19 protein-coding genes are annotated in these 20,720 nt (G+C 37.6%); 10 read left to right on the top strand and 9 right to left on the bottom strand.

What is annotated here, in order from left to right; translation table 11 throughout:
• Positions 1–96: 96 nt before the first annotated feature.
• From GWI59_RS04305 to GWI59_RS04280, 6 genes are all read left to right on the top strand, one after another.
• Positions 97–657 carry a fimbrial protein gene (locus GWI59_RS04305; protein ID WP_006536338.1) on the top strand — a complete coding sequence of 187 codons (561 nt, stop codon included), beginning with the start codon at positions 97–99 and terminating at the stop codon, positions 655–657.
• 98 nt (positions 658–755) lie between these two features.
• Positions 756–1,436 (top strand): fimbrial biogenesis chaperone, encoded by a 681-nt coding sequence (locus tag GWI59_RS04300; protein ID WP_109400119.1) that lies wholly within the window; start codon positions 756–758, stop codon positions 1,434–1,436.
• 36 nt (positions 1,437–1,472) lie between these two features.
• Positions 1,473–3,992 carry a fimbria/pilus outer membrane usher protein gene (locus GWI59_RS04295; RefSeq protein WP_109848144.1) on the top strand — a complete coding sequence of 840 codons (2,520 nt, stop codon included), beginning with the start codon at positions 1,473–1,475 and terminating at the stop codon, positions 3,990–3,992.
• On the top strand, positions 3,992–4,510 hold the full coding sequence (locus GWI59_RS04290) for a fimbrial protein (protein ID WP_109848143.1): 519 nt from the start codon (positions 3,992–3,994) through the stop codon (positions 4,508–4,510). Before GWI59_RS04295 ends, GWI59_RS04290 begins: the two co-directional genes overlap by 1 nt.
• Positions 4,510–5,583, top strand: coding sequence for a fimbrial protein (locus GWI59_RS04285; protein WP_109848142.1), 1,074 nt, complete (start codon positions 4,510–4,512; stop codon positions 5,581–5,583). Before GWI59_RS04290 ends, GWI59_RS04285 begins: the two co-directional genes overlap by 1 nt.
• A 25-nt stretch (positions 5,584–5,608) precedes the next feature.
• Positions 5,609–5,920 carry a helix-turn-helix domain-containing protein gene (locus GWI59_RS04280; RefSeq protein ID WP_072064475.1) on the top strand — a complete coding sequence of 104 codons (312 nt, stop codon included), beginning with the start codon at positions 5,609–5,611 and terminating at the stop codon, positions 5,918–5,920.
• Between the two features lie 135 nt (positions 5,921–6,055).
• Here GWI59_RS04280 and potD read toward each other — a convergent pair whose 3' ends face one another.
• The 6 genes from potD to cbrC all read right to left on the bottom strand — a co-directional run bounded on the left by potD (position 6,056) and on the right by cbrC (position 12,533).
• A complete protein-coding gene (potD, locus tag GWI59_RS04275; RefSeq protein WP_006536345.1) occupies positions 6,056–7,099 on the bottom strand; it encodes a spermidine/putrescine ABC transporter substrate-binding protein PotD in 1,044 nt (347 codons plus the stop codon).
• Positions 7,100–7,213: 114 nt separating this feature from the next.
• A complete protein-coding gene (gene potC, locus GWI59_RS04270; RefSeq protein ID WP_006536346.1) occupies positions 7,214–7,993 on the bottom strand; it encodes a spermidine/putrescine ABC transporter permease PotC in 780 nt (259 codons plus the stop codon).
• Complete coding sequence (gene potB / locus GWI59_RS04265; protein ID WP_161724068.1) at positions 7,990–8,850, bottom strand: spermidine/putrescine ABC transporter permease PotB; 861 nt, start codon at positions 8,848–8,850, stop codon at positions 7,990–7,992. Before potB ends, potC begins: the two co-directional genes overlap by 4 nt.
• Positions 8,834–9,949 (bottom strand): spermidine/putrescine ABC transporter ATP-binding protein PotA, encoded by a 1,116-nt coding sequence (potA, locus tag GWI59_RS04260; protein ID WP_161669375.1) that lies wholly within the window; start codon positions 9,947–9,949, stop codon positions 8,834–8,836. The genes potB and potA overlap by 17 nt, the downstream gene beginning before the upstream one ends.
• A 546-nt stretch (positions 9,950–10,495) precedes the next feature.
• Positions 10,496–11,533: a S8 family serine peptidase gene (locus GWI59_RS04255; RefSeq protein ID WP_229096586.1), complete on the bottom strand. Its 1,038-nt coding sequence runs from the start codon at positions 11,531–11,533 to the stop codon at positions 10,496–10,498.
• A gap of 409 nt (positions 11,534–11,942) precedes the next feature.
• Positions 11,943–12,533, bottom strand: coding sequence for a PF03691 family colicin E2 tolerance protein CbrC (cbrC, locus tag GWI59_RS04250; protein ID WP_161724066.1), 591 nt, complete (start codon positions 12,531–12,533; stop codon positions 11,943–11,945).
• 169 nt (positions 12,534–12,702) lie between these two features.
• Here cbrC and dusA point away from each other — a divergent pair, with 169 nt between their 5' ends.
• Positions 12,703–13,737, top strand: coding sequence for a tRNA dihydrouridine(20/20a) synthase DusA (dusA, locus tag GWI59_RS04245; protein WP_161724064.1), 1,035 nt, complete (start codon positions 12,703–12,705; stop codon positions 13,735–13,737).
• A gap of 42 nt (positions 13,738–13,779) precedes the next feature.
• Here the strand turns inward: dusA and GWI59_RS04240 are convergent, their stop codons facing one another.
• Together GWI59_RS04240 and GWI59_RS04235 are read right to left on the bottom strand one after the other, a co-directional pair.
• Complete coding sequence (locus GWI59_RS04240) at positions 13,780–14,094, bottom strand: hypothetical protein (RefSeq protein WP_072065183.1); 315 nt, start codon at positions 14,092–14,094, stop codon at positions 13,780–13,782.
• A 196-nt stretch (positions 14,095–14,290) separates the two neighbouring features.
• On the bottom strand, positions 14,291–15,274 hold the full coding sequence (locus GWI59_RS04235; RefSeq protein ID WP_109400125.1) for a quinone oxidoreductase: 984 nt from the start codon (positions 15,272–15,274) through the stop codon (positions 14,291–14,293).
• Between the two features lie 155 nt (positions 15,275–15,429).
• Between GWI59_RS04235 and dnaB the strand changes: the two genes are divergently transcribed.
• Genes dnaB through GWI59_RS04220 form a run of 3 tightly spaced genes read left to right on the top strand, consistent with a single transcriptional unit; the run spans position 15,430 to position 19,221 of the window.
• Complete coding sequence (dnaB, locus tag GWI59_RS04230; protein ID WP_023583065.1) at positions 15,430–16,839, top strand: replicative DNA helicase; 1,410 nt, start codon at positions 15,430–15,432, stop codon at positions 16,837–16,839.
• A gap of 40 nt (positions 16,840–16,879) precedes the next feature.
• Entirely contained in the window at positions 16,880–17,971 is a 1,092-nt protein-coding gene (alr, locus tag GWI59_RS04225) for an alanine racemase (RefSeq protein ID WP_006536361.1), read from the top strand.
• Between the two features lie 53 nt (positions 17,972–18,024).
• A complete protein-coding gene (locus GWI59_RS04220; RefSeq protein WP_161724062.1) occupies positions 18,025–19,221 on the top strand; it encodes an amino acid aminotransferase in 1,197 nt (398 codons plus the stop codon).
• 106 nt (positions 19,222–19,327) lie between these two features.
• Here the strand turns inward: GWI59_RS04220 and GWI59_RS04215 are convergent, their stop codons facing one another.
• Complete coding sequence (locus tag GWI59_RS04215) at positions 19,328–20,677, bottom strand: L-cysteine desulfidase family protein (RefSeq protein WP_109848136.1); 1,350 nt, start codon at positions 20,675–20,677, stop codon at positions 19,328–19,330.
• Positions 20,678–20,720 lie beyond the last annotated feature (43 nt).

Raw genomic sequence — 20,720 nt, 5'->3', positions numbered from 1 at the left:
ATTCTCTATTTAAAAATAGAGAATAAATAGCGTTAACTATTAACTTAATATATTAAGTTAATAGTTAAATATATATTTAAAACATAGGAATAATTAATGAAAAAGTTATTATTGTCTGCAATTATCACTTCTGCAATGGCAGTTATTGTAGCACCTGCATTTGCAGAAGACACCGGCACTCCTGCACCAACAGAAGTCACCGTTAATGGCGGTACTGTAAACTTTGAAGGTTCTGTTGTTAATGCAGCTTGTGGTGTTGATAGTAGCTCAGCAAACCAAACTGTTCGTTTAGGTCAATTCCGCGTTGCCGAATTTACTAAAAAAGGTGATGAAACAGGTCGTATTCCTTTTAGTATTAAATTAAATAACTGCGATATTACTGTTTCAACATTAGCTGCAATTACTTTTAATGGTACAGCCTCTGACGGCGATGCAAGCGCATTTGCGTTGCAAGGTAGTGGTGCAGCGACAAATGTAGCATTAAAAATTACTGACTCAAGCAGTAAAAATGTTATTCCTGGCCAACCATCAACAACTCAAAAGTTAATTGAAGGCGAAAACCAATTAAATTATAACGCATCGCTTGTTTCAACTGATGACACCGTTAAGGCAGGTAGCGCAAACGTTACCACAAACTTTATGGTTACTTACTCTTAATTGCTCATCATTTTTGATTGATATCTGATTGCCAAGGACGGCATATTTTTATCAAAAAATACAATTGCCCTATATTCATTACCTAATATATTTTTATTATGAAAAAAATACTTATATTCCTTACTATTTTTCTCTTTCCATTATTATCTTATTCTAATGGTGTTTCATTAGGTGCCACACGTATTATTTATAATTCAAATATTAAACAAACCAACCTTGTTATTACTAACTCAGATAAAGAAAATAGCTTTTTAATTCAGTCATGGGTTTCTGATAATAACGGAGTTAAAAATAATAATTTTATTGTCACGCCCCCTTTATATATTCTTGATGCCAATAAAGAAAATGCATTAAGAATTATGTATACCGGTGCACCACTACCTGAAGATAAAGAAAGTTTATTTTGGATGAATGTAAAAGTAATCCCTTCATTACAAGATGAACTAGCTAAGGAAAATACACTACAAATTGCAATACAGAGCCGAATAAAGCTTTTCTATCGCCCCGGAAATTTGCCTGCTTATAATGAAAAGTTTGCAAATCAGATTTCTTTTTCTTACCAGAATGGTGAGCTTATTGCGAATAACCCAACACCTTATCATATAACTATGGTGAATTTAGCGGTAAAGGATAATCAACTTCCTACCAGCATCATGATAAATCCGTTATCTCAATTAGTGTTAGGAAAAATAAAAAGTAATGCAAATCTCATTTCATTCCAAACAATTAATGATTATGGCGCACAGACGGCTGTATTAAAAAAAGAAATTTCTCATTAAAGATTACATCAGCTCAAGACTTCTTGGTCAAAAAACATGATTAATAAAAATACAGTTTATTTCTTCTTTTCTGGTGCTATCACAATATTAATGGCTTTGCCATTTTTAGCACACAGTGCAAACCGATTTAATCCTGCATTTTTGGCTGACTCTCCCGATTCTGTCGCTGACTTAAGCTATTTTGAAGCCGGAAATAGTATCAAACCAGGAGATTACCCTCTTGATATTATTTTTAATAATGAATATCTGAGAACAGAAAACATTCATTTTATTAGCCAAGATAAAAGTGTAACTCCTTGTTTAAATAAATCTTTTTATCTATCATTAAATATTAATACTAAACTATTTTCTGATATTGAAAACGCCTCAGATAAACAATGTATTAATATTGAAGACATTATTCCCGACTCTGTTATTAATTATGATATTGAGAAACAAGCATTAAAAATTCAAATCCCTCAAGCAGCTTTAGATCTTAAAGCACGTGGTTATATTCCACCAGAAAAATGGGATAACGGTATTACTGCGGGAATATTAAATTATACCTTTAGCGGTGCCAACAGTTGGGGAAATTCTCATAATAATAGTTACTATTTAAATCTACGTAGTGGGATCAATATTGGCGCTTGGCGATTAAGAGATTATTCCACTTGGCATTCATCTAATGGAAAAAACCAGTGGAACCACATCAACACCTATCTTCAACGCAATATCGTGTCGTTAAAAAGCCAATTACAAATTGGCGACAGTTATACGTCATCAACACTTTTTGACAGCATTAATTTCCGAGGTATTTCCTTAGAAAGCGATGACACCATGTTGCCTGATAGCCAAAGAGGTTTTGCCCCTATTGTTAGGGGAATAGCAAATAGTAATGCCAAAGTCGTTATAAAACAAAATGGCTATGTTATTTACCAAACCTTTGTTGCGCCTGGAGCATTTGAAATTAAGGATCTCTATCCAACATCAAATAGCGGAGATCTCTATGTTTCTATTGAAGAGAATGATGGCAGTAAACATGATTATGTTGTGCCGTATTCTGCAGTGCCCATTTTACAGCGAGAAGGTCAAAAACAATTTGTTATTCAAGCAGGTGAAATCCGCCAAAATAACCAAAATAAAAAACCACGCTTTCTACAAGGCCATCTAATCTATGGATTGCCTTATGACACAACAGTATATGGTGGGGCTTTAGTTAGCGCTGATTATCAATCTTATGCACTTGGAGCCGGTAAAAATATGGGCTCTTTAGGTGCATTATCAACAGATATCACTTTTGCTCATAGTAAACTACCAGATAATTCGACATCAGAAGGCTACTCTTTACGCTTTCTCTACGCAAAATCACTTAACCAATTTGGTACTAATTTTCAATTATTAGGCTATCGCTATTCTACTTCTGGATTTTACACGCTAGAAGAGACGCTCAACACACGTATGTCTGGCTATCTCTATGAAGATAATCAACAGACTCCTTCACGTTATTTTGACTTGCGTAATCATAAAAAAGGCAGTCTCCAGATCAATTTATCACAACAACTTGCCGATTATGGCTCTGTTTTTATGACAACACACTGGCAAAACTATTGGGGAACGAATGAGAAAAACGTCTTAGTCCAAACGGGTTATAACGGCAATATCAAAGGACTTTCTTACAACATTATTTACAGTTATAACCGCATGATGAATAGTGGAGAAAGGGATCAAACACTCTCTTTTGGCGTTTCTATTCCGTTACAACTTCTTATGCCTTCAGGTTATCAACCCATCAATAGTGCCTATCTCACTTATAACTACAGCCATAATAATAACGGTTATTCTGCTCATAATGCAGGTGTTGCTGGCACATTGCTTGACGACAATACGTTAAATTACAGTGTTCAACAGGGATATAGCAATCAAGGTGGCAATTATACGGGAAGTGCTTCTCTTGGATATCAAAGTCGCTATGGCAATTTCAATGCTGGTTATAACTACCATCAAGATGCTCAGCAACTCAATTACAGCCTTGCAGGTGGCATGCTGTTACACAGTGAAGGGATCACATTAAGTCAGCCATTAAGCTCAAATACCATTTTAGTTGATGCTGGCAAAACAGCAGATGTACCGATTGATAATGCAACAGGAATTTATACTGATTGGCGTGGATTCGCGGTTATTCCCTATGCCACAGCTTATCGCCAAAACAAAGTTGCTCTAGATACCACGGCTCTCCCAGATAACATCGAAATTGAACAAAATATTCAACAAGTCATTCCTACTCAAGGTGCAGTTATTAAAGTTAACTTTGACGCTAAAACAGGATATCGATTATTACTGACATTAAAACAACAAGGGCGACCGCTACCTTTCGGTGCTATCGCTACCGATAAACAGAATCATCTCTCCGGTATTGTGGGCGATGATGGTTTGCTCTACCTCTCTGGCGTACCTCACTCAGGCCTATTAGATGTTCGCTGGGGCAATGAATCATCTAAACATTGCCAAGTGAACTATCAATTACCTATTGAACAACACAATGAACCCTTTGTAAAAATGACACAGGAGTGCCAATAATGCGCAGATTAATGCTTGTTTTGGCTTTATTGATACTTTCTATAAGCAAAGGCAATACTTATGATACTTTGATTCAAATTAATGCCCGAGTAACCGGCAACACTTGTACAGTAGAAACCAACTCAAAAACAATTACGGTGAAACTAGGTAATATTGCGACTAAAGATTTCACTTCAACGACAATTACTCAACAACGTACACCTATTATCCCTTTTAGTATTAAGTTGGTAGATTGCCAACCCGAAGCCAGTGGCGTGAAAGTCAGCTTCAAAGGGACGCCTTCTGCATCAGATAATACATTACTTGCAGTTAATCAGGATGGTGCTCAAGGTATTGCTATTGCACTTATGGATAAATCAGGCACACCTATTGCCATCAATGAGAAAAGCCAATCTTACCTGTTATTGCCTAATCAAGATAATACCTTGCAATTCTATGCCCGCTACGTCGCAACACATTTGCCTGTTAGTTCAGGGCAAGCTAATGCGACTGCGACTTTTTTACTGGAGTACCAATAATGAAATATTTCCTTTCTTTCTTATCATTACTGGTTTTTTTAGTGTTTATCCCTGAGAAAAGGGTATGGGCAGTGGCAGATCCTCTTATTGTATCACCTGTACCTATGAGTTTTGATGGTGCTGCTGATGGAACGCCAGCCGGTACGCCAATCACTTCAACATGGATTGGGGAAACATCTGTTTATAATGGTTTCAAATGTGAGAACAAATTCCTACAAAAATGTTGGGTTGAAACACTCTATGCCAATGCATTAGGTTCAAAAATAAGTGGGATCTACTATTATGAAGGCAGTAATCGATATCCTGTGTATGCTCTTGCTGGCGTAAAAGGTATTGGTTATGCCTTTGGGTTAAAAGATAATAATGACAATGTTTCTTATGTGCCTATTGATGTCGGCACAGGCTCAAGTGCAACGATTATTTATCCCGCAGCAGGCTCAACAGTAAACAAAGGCGTAGACCGCGTCTCATTAAAAGCAAAAGTTGTCTTTGTCGTTACTGACGAACACTTAGAAACTGGCGTTTATAATATTCCTTACACCGTAATTGCCAATACTTGGTCTGAGTACGGCGGTGCTCATAAAGGAAATAACACCTCACTTGTCGCGATAAATCCTGTAACAATCACCATTAAAGCTCGTGGCTGCACAGTCAATACCAAAAACCTAACCTATGAGTTAGGTGATATTTCAATGAGAGAGATGAGTGCTGTTGGTTCAACTTCAAAAATACAAACAAAGCCCATTTCAGTGACTTGTGATACCAATGTTCACTTGTACGCCAGTATGACCGATCAATCTACCTATTCTAATAATACGGATATTCTCACCTTAACATCAGATTCAGATGCATCAGGTATTGGTATTCAATTTTTCTTTAATGATACCCCTACCCCCGTAACTTATGGACCTGACATTAGTGCAACGGGACAACCTAACCAACGTTTACTTCATATAACAACATCTAATAACGAAAACTACACATTAAACCTGTCAACTCGGTATATCACGACTGGAACACTAAAACCTGGTAAAGCAAACGGGTTGGCCAGTCTGACTTTTTCTTATCAATGATGATTTGAATTTTTAAGGCTGATAAATGATAGATAACAGCAAAACCATTAATTTTCGTATAGGTCAGCGAATACGCCATTTACGAAAAAAATTAAAATATTCAGGTACTTTATTCGCTAAAGAATTAGAGATAAGCCAGCAACAGCTTTCTCGTTATGAACGAGGAACAAATAGGATCAGTATCGAATTAATTTATCGTATCTCTGAGAAATTTGATGTTCATATTAGTTACTTCTTACAAAGTAATCATATTTCAAGTATTGAACAACGAAGAAAAACTCAAGAAAAAAACAATCGGTTAATTGCCGAAAGCTGTATTAAGAATGATTTTAATTGAACGTAATCTATTTACTCTTTTTCTCATTACTGGCTATCTTTTACTTCTCTTTATTTTTAATTAAATAAATATGTATTCTTTTCTATTATAAAAAAGCCACCTTAACGGTGGCTTTAGGGTAAAAATTAAAGGTAATTAGCGTCCGGCTTTTAATTTTTGGTAATAGCTTTCGTATAATACAGTTGCATCACCCACATCATTTTGCCATTCGCCTTTGTTAATAATCTCTTCTGTTGGATAAAGAGAATTATCTTTAGTGATCACATTTGGTAGTAATTTTTGTGCGGCAAGGTTTGGTGTTGGATAACCAATATTCTCTGCAACTTTGGCGGCTATTTCTGGACGTAATAAGAAGTCGATAAGTTTATGAGCACCTTCGACATTCTTAGCATTAGCAGGTATCGCTAAGCTATCCATCCAGAAAATACCCCCTTCTTTTGGCCACACCATTTCAATCGGGGCGCCAGCATCACGAGCAATAAATGCCGAGCCATTCCAAATCATCCCTAAATTAACTTCCCCTTGCATATAAGGGTTAGCGGGGTTATCTGAATTGAATGCTAATACATTTGGCATCAACTTTTGTAGCTCTTTATAGGCTTCTTCAATCTGTTTAGGATCAGTTGTATTGCCCGAATAACCTAATTTCAATAATGCCATTTGGAACACTTCACGGGCATCATCGGTTAATAACAGGCTATCTTTATATTCAGGTTTCCATAAATCTGCCCATGAAGTAATGCTACTCACATCAACTTCATCGCTATTAATACCAATAGCTGTCGCTCCCCAAATATAAGGGATTGAGTAATCATTTTCTGGGTCGAATGATTTATGTAATAAACTAGGATCGAGATTATCAAAATGAGTTAATTTTGATTTATCGATTTTTTGTAGCATGCCTTCATGACTCATTTTAGAAATAAAATAAGTAGAAGGAACCACCAAATCATATGCACCTTCTTTATAGGTCTTTAACTTGGTATACATGCTTTCATTGGATTCATAGGTGGAATAAATCACCTTAATCCCAGTTTCTTTCGTAAACTGTTCAAGCAAACCAGGCGGCACATACTCCGTCCAGTTGTAGAAATATAATGTCTTACCATCATCAGCCGATGCTGTGCCGATACTTAATGCCATTACACTGGCAGCAAGTACAGAGGACCACTTTTTCATTTATGTTTCCTTCAGTGGTTGATGCGTTAATATCAAATAGGCAGCTAGCCTACCTCCAACAGATTGGTCATTAAGACCCCAAAAAGTGCGAGAAACTCGCACTAATACATGTCATTACGCTTTGCCAGTTCGGTCTTTTAAGATCAACTGACTAATTAACACTAATACTAAGGATAGACCTAAGAGGATGGTTGCAAGCGCATTCACCTCAGGTGAAACCCCAACTTTCACCATTGAGTAAATTTTCAGTGGTAAAATCTCATAGCTTGGTCCCGTCACAAAAGAAGAAACCACCACGTCATCCATGGATAACGTAAAGCTTAATAACCAACCTGAAGCCACTGCTGGCATGGCTAAGGGCATAATGATTTTACGTAAAATAGTAAATTCACCCGCACCTAAATCTTTGGCTGCCTCTAACATTTTCACATCAAATCCACTTAATCGTGAGTACACCGTTACTACAACAAAAGGTAGGCAAAATGTAATATGTGAAAATAAAAGCGACCAAAATCCCAATGAAACACCTAGGATCATAAACAGCACAAGCAATGAAATTGCCATCACAATATCAGGTGACATCATGACAACAAACAACATACCACCGACAAATTTTTTGCCACGAAAACGGTAGCGATAAAGTGCAACCGCTGCCAATGAGCCAATTAATGTCGCAAATGTCGCAGACGTGACCGCCATCGTTAATGAATGCCCAGCGGCTTGAAGCAGACTGTCATTATTAAATAAAATGGCGTACCAATCTGTGGTAAATCCTTTCCAATTAATCCCGAAACGCGATGAGTTAAAAGAGTTAACTATCAGAATGATAATCGGGATATAAAGATACGCGTAAATAATGGACATAAATCCACCACGCAATAACCGTCCTATCATTCTATTTCTACCTTCTTATGCAGTAGTTTCACGGCTCGGTAATACACAAACAGCATTAATCCCATCACCAATGTTAAGCAAATACTGGTTGCCGCACCAAAAGGCCAGTCACGAATATTTAAGAATTGGCTTTTTATTACGTTACCAATTAATAAATTCTTCGCGCCCCCCATTAAATCAGCGACAAAGAATAACCCCATAGCAGGTAACATCACGAGTAAACAACCCGCAATAATGCCTGGCATTGTTAATGGAATAATAATACGAATAAAGGTTTGAAATTTATTAGCACCTAAATCGCGCGCTGCTTCTAAACAAGGTTTATCTAACTTTTCAATGCTGGAATATAACGGTAATACCATAAAAGGTAGTAAAATATAAACCAGCCCCAGTACAACGGCTTCTGGGGTATAAATAATCCTGAGTGGTTTATCAATAAGTCCAATCCACAACAGAAATTCGTTAAAATAACCTTTTGTACTTAGGAATATCTTTAATCCATAAATACGAATAAGGGAGTTTGTCCAAAAAGGTACAATCAATAAAAACAACAGTAATGGCTGTATTTTCTTAGGCATTTTTGCAAGGAAATAAGCAAAAGGATAACCTAATAATAAACACGCTAATGTTGCTACCACCGCCATATTGATTGAATGCAGTAATACTTCTGCATACATAGGATCAAATAAGCGATAATAGTTATCGAGTGTAAAGACCATCTCGACAAGGTTAGCATCATCACGCGTTAAAAAACTGGTCGCAATGATCATGATATTCGGCAAGAAGACGAACACCATCAACCAACCCACAACACCAGTAATTACGATGTTTTGAAATAGTTTACGTGTTTTCTTCATCTGCCAGCACGACCTCCCAGCTTTCAACCCAAGTCACTGCAATTTTTTGGTCTAACGAGTGATCAACATCTGGATCATCTTCATTAAAGAATTCACTAACCATCACCACCTTGCCATTTTCCATTTCAACAACAGAATCTAGCGTCATACCTTTATAGTTACGTTCACGAACATAACCAATCAGACCAGGCAGATTTTCAAGATCGTGAATTTCTTCAACCCGGAGATCTTCAGGTCGAAGTAATACTTTGAGTTGCTGGTTTTGTGTCACAGGTAATGTGGTATAAATATCACATTCATGACCTTCAACATCAGCACGAATACGCGTTTCATCAATACGATGGAGTACACGTGCATCAAAGATATTAATTTCACCTATAAATTGCGCAACAAACAGGTTTGTTGGCTCTTCATAAATTTCACGCGGTGTTCCATCTTGCTCAATACGCCCTTCACGCATCACCACGATCCGGTCTGACATAGTCAGCGCCTCTTCTTGGTCATGAGTCACGAAAATAAAGGTTATTCCTAATTTACGTTGTAAGGCTTTTAATTCATTTTGCATCTGTTTACGTAATTTGTAATCCAGTGCAGATAATGATTCATCAAGCAATAAGACCTTTGGTTTATTTACAACAGCACGCGCAATCGCAACACGTTGCTGTTGTCCACCTGAAAGGTGTGCAGGGCGACGTTGGGCGAAATCTTCAAGTTGCACCATACGCAAGGCTTCTTCAACGCGAACATTAATCTCTTCAGCAGGCGTTTTTTGCATGCGAAGACCAAATGCGACGTTTTCAAAAACAGTCATATGAGGGAAAAGTGCGTAACTTTGGAAAACCGTATTTACAAAACGTTGTTCCGCTGGGATATCCGTAATATCTTGCCCATCAAGAATTATTTGCCCATCGTCAACGTCTTCTAAACCCGCAATTAAGCGCAAAACCGTCGTCTTACCACAGCCCGAAGGACCAAGGATGGTTAAAAACTCGCCATGGTTGATAGTGAGATCGAGGCGGGAAATAATTTGTTTTCCGTCGAAACCTTTACTTAAGGATTTTAATTCGACAACTGGTATCAGAGATGTTTTCTCAGTCATTTAAGGTAATACTCTATCCCGAAGAATAATGCAGATAGAACCGCCACTGGAAAAGACTGTGTGAGCTGCCGGAGCATTATGCTCCACAGAAGCCCAAAACCAGCGACGCCGTATGTATAGTACAAGCGGAAAATGATAAACGCAGTGACGTGAAATTGAAAGCAAAAAGGTGCTTAAACAATGAAAAACTATTCATATTTAAGTTTTTCATCATAAACTATGCTCTTTAGGATTTATGATAAAAACACAATAAAATCAAAATACTATTAATTTATATAAATAGCAAAAACCAATTAAGTTTATGATTAAATAAAATTTCGCCTAGAAGTTGTCTAATCGCCTTATTTTCCTATAAATACTTATTAGCTCATTTATTTGCAGTACTATTTTTTTGTATCGTTATTCATACAAAAAGTTAATTAAATTACGCTTCTTTTTATATTTTTATCTTATCATGATGATAAAAACTTTATATATCATATAGATGAAATTGAAATAACACCTCCTAATATTTTGGAGGTGTTAAAGGAATGGATGCCATTTTACTTAATGACGTTTTATTAATTTTTTTAAATACAAAATTGCGTTATTCACATTGGGTAAAGGGCCAATTTTGTCATTTAACAGTGGAAACGTACCTGTTCTAATTAATAAGTCACGCATTTGTATCGGCGTTAACACACTGTTTGTATGGTCTTTATACCAAGATTGGATCACCGCTGCAGCTCCTGCAACTAAAGCACTAGCTGACGATGTACCACTAAAATTAGCCGTATAAGTATGGTTATCATCACTTCTAAACAGATCACCATAACCAGCCGTTGCAACATCTTCTCCCCACGCTTGTACATGAATAGGTGAACCATGCGTTGAGAAAGGCAATCGATTTAATGTATAGGGTGAACCCGCACCAACACGTATTGAATTATTATCATGACGTTGTCGATAACTTTCATAAGCAGGTAAATCTAAATCTACCCCTCCATTACCAGCCGCCATAATCACAATGATCCCAGCATCTGTTAATGCGCGAGTCGCTTCCCAAATATGCATTTCATAGTCAGCGGGTACGTAAGCTTGGTGCTCACAGATGGTTTGCATTTCATATAAAACGATATCGCCCGCATGTAATATGCGTTTACTGGCAATAATCGCATCAATGCGCCCACAAGTTAATTCAGAGATGGCATAAAACATATCTAATTTATAAGCGAGCCCTGTGATCCCTTTACCATCTTTTTTTCCCATTATTAATCCTGCAACCGCAGTACCGTGATCAGCCTGACTGGTTTTTTCATTAAAAGGGAGTAATGGTGTAATATTATCCGTTGATAAATCATGATGAGAAAGATTGAAATCCCACTCAATATCAGCGACTTGTATCCCTTGTCCATAAGCTTCTTGTTTCCATGCTTCAGAAATCCCCAATCCATTAATTTTATTAATATTTATCGTTTTTTCTGGCATATTTAGGTATTGCTGATATTGAGTAAAATCAGGCGTAATATTAGGAGGTTCAATAGGCTGTATCGGTATCGTTTGTACATATTCGATATCAGGGTGTTGTTGTAATACTTTAATCATTTCATCTAAAGAATAATGATTACTCTCTGGCAAATTAAGGTAATAATATTTATTTAGATCATTAAAATTTATTGAAATAGAATCAATATAATTTTTTGGGGGTAATTGATGAGCAGAGGACATTATTGGAACTAAAGATATATTAGTTAAAAAGGGATAATATTTTTTATGAAAATTAGAAAATAACAGATTTTTATTATCATAATCAATGTGTTTTACTTTTATAAGGATTTTTCTTTTAATGTTCATATTCAATGCTCCTCTTTTTATTTTTTTGCTTTATAGCGTAAAATATTGAGCAGTGACTATTTCCATTTTTAGTAGAGATAATATAAATAGATTGTTTTATAAAAAATAATATCAAGCCTGTACTCTAAAAATAGGCTTAATATTATTTGAATGATATTTATTAACTAAAATCAATATGTAGACGTAATTTTCCACAACAACAACATTTAAATAAATAACCTTGGCATCCACCATCATCCCATAAGCGCTCTGATAAATCAGAAAGTTCAAAACCAACGTCTTGAATATCTTGTTCTAAAGAAGCAAATTGTTCTAATTTATCTTTGATATCGTCCCATTCTACATAATCAATAAAGGCACAAGGTTCATCGCAATGTATTAGCCAATATTCTTGTTGCCAGCCATGATAACTAGGCGTCCGTTTTGTTAATTCATCGAGTTTATTTTTATCTATAGGAGGTAGAGTAGAACCACAATACTCTCCCTCTTCGTCATAAAGAACTTCTCCGCCTTCAATGCTTGCAATATCTTGAAATTCACCATCAAACTTTTCACTTGCAGAACCATCCGCAATACACCACGGGCATAGTGCATCAATATCTTCTACTGAGTAGAAAGGGCTACCATAATAGATATCAGTTTCCTTTCCACAACAATCACATATAACGGTATCATCTGTGATAAAAACACCTGTTTTTATCGGTTCAGGATGATATTTAAAATAAGGTAATGCTCTTTTTTCTGTTGGCATATGTTTTCCTATTTTATAGTTTATTATCACTTATCTTCGGCTTTATAAAATCATCCTAGCATCAGATCTAGCATGTGTAAGCTATCCTCTATGCTATAATGCGCGCTCATTTTATCTCCTTTAATAATTTAGAGATAATCACCGCCTAAATAGACGAAAGAATTACAACATGTCAGAAAATATAGAACTCAATAAATCAACAGAAAATCATGATGTTAATAGCAATTCAAAAAAATATAATTTGAACCGCTTCTCTGTTGCACCGATGCTCGATTGGACTGATCGTCATTGTCGTTATTTCTTTCGTCAGCTCAGTAAAAACACGCTGCTTTATACTGAAATGGTGACAACAGGTGCCATTATTCATGGTAAAGGTGACTATCTAAAATACAGTGAAGAAGAACATCCAGTTTCATTACAATTAGGTGGAAGCGATCCCCAAGCTTTAGCGCAATGTGCAAAATTGGCACAAGAACGTGGTTATGATGAAATTAATTTAAATGTAGGTTGTCCTTCAGATCGCGTACAAAATGGGCGTTTCGGTGCTTGTTTAATGGGGGATGCACAGCTTGTCGCAGATTGTGTGAAAGCCATGCGTGATGTGGTTGATATTCCTGTCACAGTAAAAACACGCATTGGGATCGATGACCAAGATAGCTACGAATTTTTATGTGATTTTATTGAGACTGTCAGTCGCGATAATAATTGCGATACTTTTATTATTCATGCACGTAAAGCATGGTTATCAGGTTTAAGCCCAAAAGAGAACCGTGAAGTTCCACCTCTAGATTATCCTCGTGTTTATCAATTAAAGCGTGATTTCTCGCATCTCACTATGGCGATTAATGGCGGAATTAAATCGTTAGAAGAAGCTAAGGAACACTTAAAACATATGGATGGTGTTATGGTTGGCCGTGAAGCTTATCAAAACCCATCAATTTTAGCGCATGTTGATCATGAACTTTTTGATAATCAATTGCCTATTGCTGATGCTGTCGCTGCCGTAAGAGCAATGTATCCTTATATTGAAAAAGAACTCTCACAAGGGACTTATTTAGGACATGTTACTCGTCATATGTTAGGGATTTTCCAAGGTATTCCGGGCGCTAGACAATGGCGTCGTCATTTAAGTGAAAATGCGCATAAACAAGGTGCTGATTTATCTGTATTAGAAAATGCCCTGAAATTTGTGACTGATAAATAATGTAAAAAATAAAACCAGCCCCTAAAGGCTGGTTTATTTTAATTAAAGTAATGAGAAGAAACGATTATAATTTGCAATTAAATAAGCGATTTGAAATTCAAAAGCCTCTTTAACTTCACTTTTACCTTCTTCTGAACCCTCTTTCTTTTTAATATCAAAAAAGGCGTTTTGCATTAATTGAACTGATACATCCATTGATTTTTGAAATGCAGATAAATTATTATTTTCACCCAATCGTTTAAATAATGCTTCTATCTTTTCATCAGCCACATCACGAATAAACTGTAATTCAACATTACTGACTTTATTATCCTCATAGATAAAATCAATAAAATCATTTAACTCATTCTTTTGCATAAGCACTCCATACTCTATTAATAAAATTAGTAGAAACGTAAATTAAAAGAGATAAAGTTAAAAATAAATATAAAATAAAAATAAGGTTTTTTTTTGATAATAAAAATAGGAGTGCATTATATTTATTAATAAAAGATAAATATTTAAAACCTGTCTAATTTATTTTAAACAGGTTTTTAAATCTTAAAAATAATAATTAAGGAATAAGTAAGCTTGATCCTTGAGATTGTCGGCTTTCAAGATAATGATGCGCTTCTTTGGCATCTGCTAAAGCAAATTTCTGATTATCTGGCACACTAACATCAATTTTACCACTACCAATTAATGCAAATAATGCTTCACTTGCAGCATCTAGCTCTTCGCGCGTTGTGATATAACCCGAAATAGATGGGCGCGTCACATATAAAGAACCTTTTTTATTGAGAATACCTAAATCAACACCCGTTACTGCACCTGATGCGTTACCAAAACTCACCATTAAGCCTCGATGTTGCAAACAGTCTAACGAGTCTAACCAAGTCGCTTTACCAACAGAATCATAAACAACTGGCACTTTTTGGTTATTAGTTAGCGCCAAAACACGTTCCACAATCGACTCAGTCTGGTAATTAATTACTTCCCATGCACCTGCGGCTTTTGCTTTAGCAACTTTTTTATCACTGCCTGCTGTACCAATCATTTTTGCGCCAATGGCTTTTGCCCACTGGCTTGCAATTAAACCAACACCACCAGCAGCCGCGTGAAATAAGAAAGTTTCACCAGTTTGTAATTTATAGGTTTCATTGAAGAGATAATAAACCGTTAATCCTTTTAAAAAAGAGGCTGCTGCTTGTTCAAAAGAGATATTATCAGGCAGACGCGCCACTTTATTTTCTGGTACATTATGCGTATCGCTATAAGCCCCTAGCGGAGATTGCGCATACACAACTCTGTCCCCTTCTTTTAGTGAAGTCACTTTAGCGCCTGTTTTGATAATAATGCCCGCAGCTTCAGTGCCTAATCCACTTGGAAATTGGCTTACAGGATATAATCCGCTACGTACATAAGTATCAATATAGTTAATACCAATTGCCTTATTGGCAACTTGAACTTCGTGATCACCAAGAGGAGCGGGTGTAAATGTTACTAACTCAAGAACATCTGCATCACCATGAGTTGCAAATTGAATACGTTTAGCCATTACTATCTCCTTTGTAGGATGAGAGGTTAAATACACGAGCGCAAAAAGACCTTTAGAGATAATGACAAAGGATAGCTATTTCTACAAGGCACAGATAATTGGGTTAGCGTATACTAATACGCTGACTGAGACTTTTTCGATTTTATGCAGGATTTATGGCCAGAAACAAGACCACTGACAAGCTGATGTCTGATATTAAAGACCGACAAATGGAGGGATTAAAGCTACCTCCCCATTCGCTGGAAGCAGAGCAGTCCGTGTTAGGCGGTCTGATGATAGATAATGAACGTTGGGATAATGTTTCTGAACGCGTCACCGCAGAAGACTTTTATAGCCGACCTCATCGTACTATTTTCTCTCAAATGCAACGTTTGTTGGAATTAGGCAAACCTATCGACCTTATTACGCTATCAGAAGCATTAGAACAAAATGCCGAGTTAGACAGTGTTGGCGGTTTTGCTTATTTAGCAGAACTTTCTAAAAATACGCCAAGTGCGGCGAACATCAACGCTTATGCCGATATTGTCCGAGAACGTGCTGTTGTTCGCGATATGATAAAAGTCGCCAACGAAATTGCAGATGCGGGTTTTGATCCTCAAGGACGCACCAGTGAAGATCTACTCGACTTTGCTGAATCAAGAGTGTTCCAAATTGCTGAAACAAGAGCCAATAAAGACGAAGGTCCTAAAGCAATAGATGCCATTTTAGAAGAGACAGTTGAAAAAATAGAACAGCTCTATCAAAAACCTCATGATGGTGTCACAGGTGTTTCAAGTGGTTATCAAGATCTTGATAAAAAAACCGCAGGATTACAAAAATCAGATTTAATTATTGTCGCGGCACGTCCTTCGATGGGTAAAACCACATTTGCCATGAACTTATGTGAAAATGCGGCAATGACAGAAGAAAAACCCGTACTTATCTTTAGTTTAGAGATGCCTGGTAACCAAATTATGATGCGTATGTTGGCATCATTATCTCGTGTCGATCAGACAAGAATTCGTACAGGCCAGCTTGATGATGAGGATTGGGCGCGTATTTCAAGCACCATGGGTATTTTGCTTGAAAAACGCAATATGTATATCGATGATTCATCGGGTTTAACACCAACAGAAGTACGCTCTCGTGCTCGTCGAATTTATCGTGAACATGGTGGTTTAAGTCTTATCATGATTGACTACTTACAGCTAATGAGAGTACCTTCATTATCTGAAAACAGAACTTTAGAAATTGCTGAAATTTCTCGTTCTTTAAAAGCATTAGCTAAAGAACTGCAAGTTCCCGTGGTTGCACTATCACAGTTAAACCGTAGTTTGGAACAACGTGCTGATAAACGCCCTGTTAACTCCGACTTACGTGAATCGGGCTCTATCGAGCAGGATGCTGACCTTATCATGTTTATTTATCGTGACGAGGTTTATCACGAAAGTAGTGATTTAAAAGGTGTTGCAGAAATTATCATCGGTAAACAACGTAATGGTCCAATTGGTACAGTCAGACTTACCTTTAACGGTCAATGGTCACGCTTTGATAACTACGCTGGCCCAGCTTACGACGATGAATAATCACTAACCTTGATTTAATTAGAGGAAGTATTGGAATAATATGAAAGCGGCAACCGCAGTGATAGATCGCCGCGCTCTGCGTCACAATTTTCAGCATGTGAGAGACTATGCCCCACATAGCCACCTGATAGCTGTCGTGAAAGCAAACGCTTATGGTCATGGGTTATTAGAAACAGCGTATACCTTAATGGATAATGCTGATTGTTTTGGTGTTGCACGTATTGGTGAAGCATTAACCTTACGAAGTGGGGGCATTGTAAAACCCATTCTTCTGTTAGAAGGTTTTTTTGATATTGCTGATTTACCTATTTTGGTCGTCAACCATATTGAAACCGTTGTTCACAGCCAAGAGCAATTAGAAGCCTTAGAACAAGCCAATTTAGATGAACCCGTAAAAGTATGGATGAAAATCGATACTGGTATGCACCGTTTAGGTATACGCCCTGAAGATGCACAAGCTTTTTATTTACGACTTTCTGCCTGCAAAAATGTACAACAACCTGTCAATATTGTGAGCCATTTTAGTCGCGCTGATGAACCTGATGTTCCTGAAGCAACACAAAAACAAATCTCACTATTTCAAGATTTTATTCAAGATAAAGCCGGTGATAAGTCTATCTCAGCTTCTGCTGGTATTTTATTTTGGCCTCAAGTTCATTATCAATGGGTTCGCCCCGGCATTATCACTTATGGCATCTCACCTACTGGTGATGAAAGAACGGGCAAAGACTTTGGTTTAACCCCGGCAATGACACTGAAAACAAGTCTGATCGCCGTTCGTAAACATAAAGCGGGTGAACCTGTTGGTTATGGCGGCACCTGGGTCAGTGAAAAAGACACTTATCTTGGTGTGATCGCCATTGGTTATGGTGATGGCTATCCTCGCAGTGCGCCGTCAGGTACTCCGGTGTGGATTAATGGTCGAAAAGTGCCTATTGTGGGTCGTGTTTCGATGGATATGATCAGCGTCGATTTAGGGACTGAACTGATTGATAGTGTCGGTGATGAAGCTATTTTATGGGGAGATGTGCTGCCTGTAGAAGAAATTGCCAAATATAGTGGTATTAGCGCCTATGAGTTGATTACAAAATTAACCTCGCGCGTCATCATGGAATACCTAGACGAACAATAATACACACGATATTGTATCCCTATGACACACTAAAAGTGATTGGAGAAGAAGCCGTGTTTCAACAGGTTGAAGCGTTTCCGGGAGATCCGATTCTCTCATTGATGGATGTTTATAACAAAGACCCGCGTCAGGATAAAATTAATTTAAGCATTGGTCTTTATTATGATGAAGAAGGCAAGACCCCTATTTTAGGAACAGTGTCAGTTGCACGTCAGCAGCTCAATGCCATGACCCCCACAGCAACACTTTATTTACCAATGGAAGGGCTAGCACCTTATCGTAGCGAAATTCAAGATCTCCTTTTCGGTGCAGATAATCCTCTAATTGCAGAAAAGAAAATAGCCACAATCCAAACATTAGGTGGATCAGGTGCATTAAAAGTGGGTGCTGATTTTCTGCATCGCTATTTCCCAGGATCAGAAGTGTGGATAAGTGATCCAACTTGGGATAATCATCGTTCTATTTTTGCAGGCTCAGGTTTCAAAGTGAATGACTACCCTTACTTTGATCCTGAAACCAAAGGCGTAAAATTTGAAGCACTTTTAGATTGCTTTAAAAAACTGCCTGAAAAAAGCATTGTATTGATGCATCCTTGTTGCCATAACCCAACAGGTTCTGATCTGACTAAAGATCAATGGGATCAAGTCACTGAAGTATTAAAATCTCGTCAAGCAATTCCATTTTTAGATATTGCTTATCAAGGATTTGCTGAAAACTTAGATGATGACGCTTACGCGATCCGTACTATGGCAAAAGCAGGATTACCGATACTTATCAGTAACTCTTTTTCAAAAATATTTGGGATCTACGGTGAACGTGCTGGCGGCTTATCCGTTGTTTGTGATAATGCCACTGAATGCGAACATGTGTTAGGTCAGTTGAAAGCGGGTGTACGTCGTATCTATTCAAGCCCTGCAAACTATGGTGCACAAATTGTCAATAAAGTGCTATCAGACCAAGTTTTAACTGCACAATGGCAAAAAGAAGTCGCGCATATGCGTGATCGCATTAAAGAGATGCGTGTTACGTTAGTCAAAGCTTTAAAAGTTGCACTGCCTGAAAAGAATTTTGATCATCTATTAACTCAACGCGGTATGTTCAGCTATACCGGCTTTACACAAGCACAAGTTGATAGATTACGTGACGAATTTGGTATTTATCTTGTTGGTACTGGCCGTGTTTGTATGGCAGGTGTTAATACCGGTAATGTTCAGCGTATTGCTCAAGCCTTTGCGGCTGTGAGTATTTAAACCAATTAACACGATTTCATGATAAAAAAATACCTGCCTATTTTTCATAAGCAGGTATTTCTTTTTACTGCATCACAACATTACTGTCGCTTTAGGTTTTCACCTTTTATATATTGACAACTTGCTTCTTTTCCCCAGCATTACGACGCGCTTTTTCTTCCATAATCTCAATGATTTGAATATCGGTATGTTGCATTGCATGACTCGCTAATGCACAGAGATTCGCTATTGAGCTATCAACATTGTCGCTGACAATACCATCAGTACCCGCAACACTTTGATTTTGCATCGCCATCAATACTGCTTTATAGGCACTCGCTGCACTACTTGATACTTTCATTGCACAGCTATTGGATGCGCCATCACAGATAATGCCACTGATATCACCAATCATACTGTTGATAGACATACTGACAGTGGTGAAATCTTTTGTCAGTAACCATGCCATTCCTGCTGCTGCCCCCATTGAAGCTGTAGTTGCAGCACAAAGAGCAGAAAGTGGTGGAAAATGGCTATGGACATAAATTGCCATTAAGTGTGATAAAACTAACGCACGCAATAAAGTTTCATCATCTGCTTTAATAAATTCAGCAACAACCATTACGGGCAATGTTGCGGCAATACCCTGATTACCAGAGCCTGAGTTACTCATTGCAGGTAATACCGCTCCCCCCATGCGAGCATCAGAAGCTGCTGATGCTCTGATCATGATTTCACTAAGTAAGTCTTTACCTAACAAACCTTTCTCTTGTTGCAGAATTAAGGTACGGCCAATAGCTAATCCATAGGTGTTTTGTAGCCCCTCTTCTGATAAAGCACCGTTTAAACGAGCAGCATTAAGCATAAACTCAATTTCGCTCACGGGTACATTAAGTGCGAAGTTATAGATATCTTCAGCACAAACATCAGTAAAAGGTTTTTCATCAGTACATGCACCATTATTGGTAAGTGCTGATTTATCTTCTTCAAAAACAACGCTACCGTTACATTCACAACGAACAACGTGTGTATGCTCTCTTGCAATACTGACGATGGCATAACCAGATTGGCTATACACTTTCGCTTCAGAATAAAGAACATCCTCACAAGGTGCTTTTACACCCACGGTGACTTTACCTTGAGCAACCAGTGTTTTAGCTTGAGCAACCGCATCAGCGGATGCTTTTAATAAGACCTCCAATCCAGCATCAGGATCTCCTCCTGTCGCACCTAATGCTGCAGCAATAGGTAGCCCAGCCATTCCCGTTCCCGGCACTGTTACGCCCATTCCGTTTTTCATCAAGTTTGGCGAAACCCAAGCTTCGATACGAACAACTGGCTCTCCTAAAAGCGCAGTTGCTTTCGCTGCTGCCAATGCTAATGATATTGGCTCAGTGCAACCGACTGCTGGCTTAACACCTTCACGTAACTGACGAACAAACTGTGACCATAAATGAGAATTTTTGTTCTGGCTCATAATCTAACACCTTGGATTAATTTAGTTTTTAAAAACAACTCCT

The sequence above is a fragment of the Proteus sp. G2673 genome (genome assembly GCF_009915125.1).
In the GTDB taxonomy this organism is placed as follows: domain Bacteria; phylum Pseudomonadota; class Gammaproteobacteria; order Enterobacterales; family Enterobacteriaceae; genus Proteus; species Proteus penneri.
This window is presented reverse-complemented; position numbering and strand designations above follow the sequence as displayed.

What these genes read in the sequence shown, in the direction of transcription:
- cbrC (WP_161724066.1), bottom strand. Translation starts at nt 12,533, where the DNA reads ATGCCAACAGAAAAAAGAGCATTACCTTATTTTAAATATCATCCTGAA.
- GWI59_RS04300 (WP_109400119.1), top strand. Translation starts at nt 756, where the DNA reads ATGAAAAAAATACTTATATTCCTTACTATTTTTCTCTTTCCATTATTA.
- GWI59_RS04280 (WP_072064475.1), top strand. Translation starts at nt 5,609, where the DNA reads ATGATAGATAACAGCAAAACCATTAATTTTCGTATAGGTCAGCGAATA.
- GWI59_RS04285 (WP_109848142.1), top strand. Translation starts at nt 4,510, where the DNA reads ATGAAATATTTCCTTTCTTTCTTATCATTACTGGTTTTTTTAGTGTTT.
- GWI59_RS04290 (WP_109848143.1), top strand. Translation starts at nt 3,992, where the DNA reads ATGCGCAGATTAATGCTTGTTTTGGCTTTATTGATACTTTCTATAAGC.
- dusA (WP_161724064.1), top strand. Translation starts at nt 12,703, where the DNA reads ATGTCAGAAAATATAGAACTCAATAAATCAACAGAAAATCATGATGTT.
- GWI59_RS04295 (WP_109848144.1), top strand. Translation starts at nt 1,473, where the DNA reads ATGATTAATAAAAATACAGTTTATTTCTTCTTTTCTGGTGCTATCACA.
- GWI59_RS04305 (WP_006536338.1), top strand. Translation starts at nt 97, where the DNA reads ATGAAAAAGTTATTATTGTCTGCAATTATCACTTCTGCAATGGCAGTT.
- potB (WP_161724068.1), bottom strand. Translation starts at nt 8,850, where the DNA reads ATGAAGAAAACACGTAAACTATTTCAAAACATCGTAATTACTGGTGTT.
- GWI59_RS04240 (WP_072065183.1), bottom strand. Translation starts at nt 14,094, where the DNA reads ATGCAAAAGAATGAGTTAAATGATTTTATTGATTTTATCTATGAGGAT.
- GWI59_RS04235 (WP_109400125.1), bottom strand. Translation starts at nt 15,274, where the DNA reads ATGGCTAAACGTATTCAATTTGCAACTCATGGTGATGCAGATGTTCTT.
- potC (WP_006536346.1), bottom strand. Translation starts at nt 7,993, where the DNA reads ATGATAGGACGGTTATTGCGTGGTGGATTTATGTCCATTATTTACGCG.
- GWI59_RS04255 (WP_229096586.1), bottom strand. Translation starts at nt 11,533, where the DNA reads ATGATTAAAGTATTACAACAACACCCTGATATCGAATATGTACAAACG.
- dnaB (WP_023583065.1), top strand. Translation starts at nt 15,430, where the DNA reads ATGGCCAGAAACAAGACCACTGACAAGCTGATGTCTGATATTAAAGAC.
- potD (WP_006536345.1), bottom strand. Translation starts at nt 7,099, where the DNA reads ATGAAAAAGTGGTCCTCTGTACTTGCTGCCAGTGTAATGGCATTAAGT.
- GWI59_RS04215 (WP_109848136.1), bottom strand. Translation starts at nt 20,677, where the DNA reads ATGAGCCAGAACAAAAATTCTCATTTATGGTCACAGTTTGTTCGTCAG.
- alr (WP_006536361.1), top strand. Translation starts at nt 16,880, where the DNA reads ATGAAAGCGGCAACCGCAGTGATAGATCGCCGCGCTCTGCGTCACAAT.
- potA (WP_161669375.1), bottom strand. Translation starts at nt 9,949, where the DNA reads ATGACTGAGAAAACATCTCTGATACCAGTTGTCGAATTAAAATCCTTA.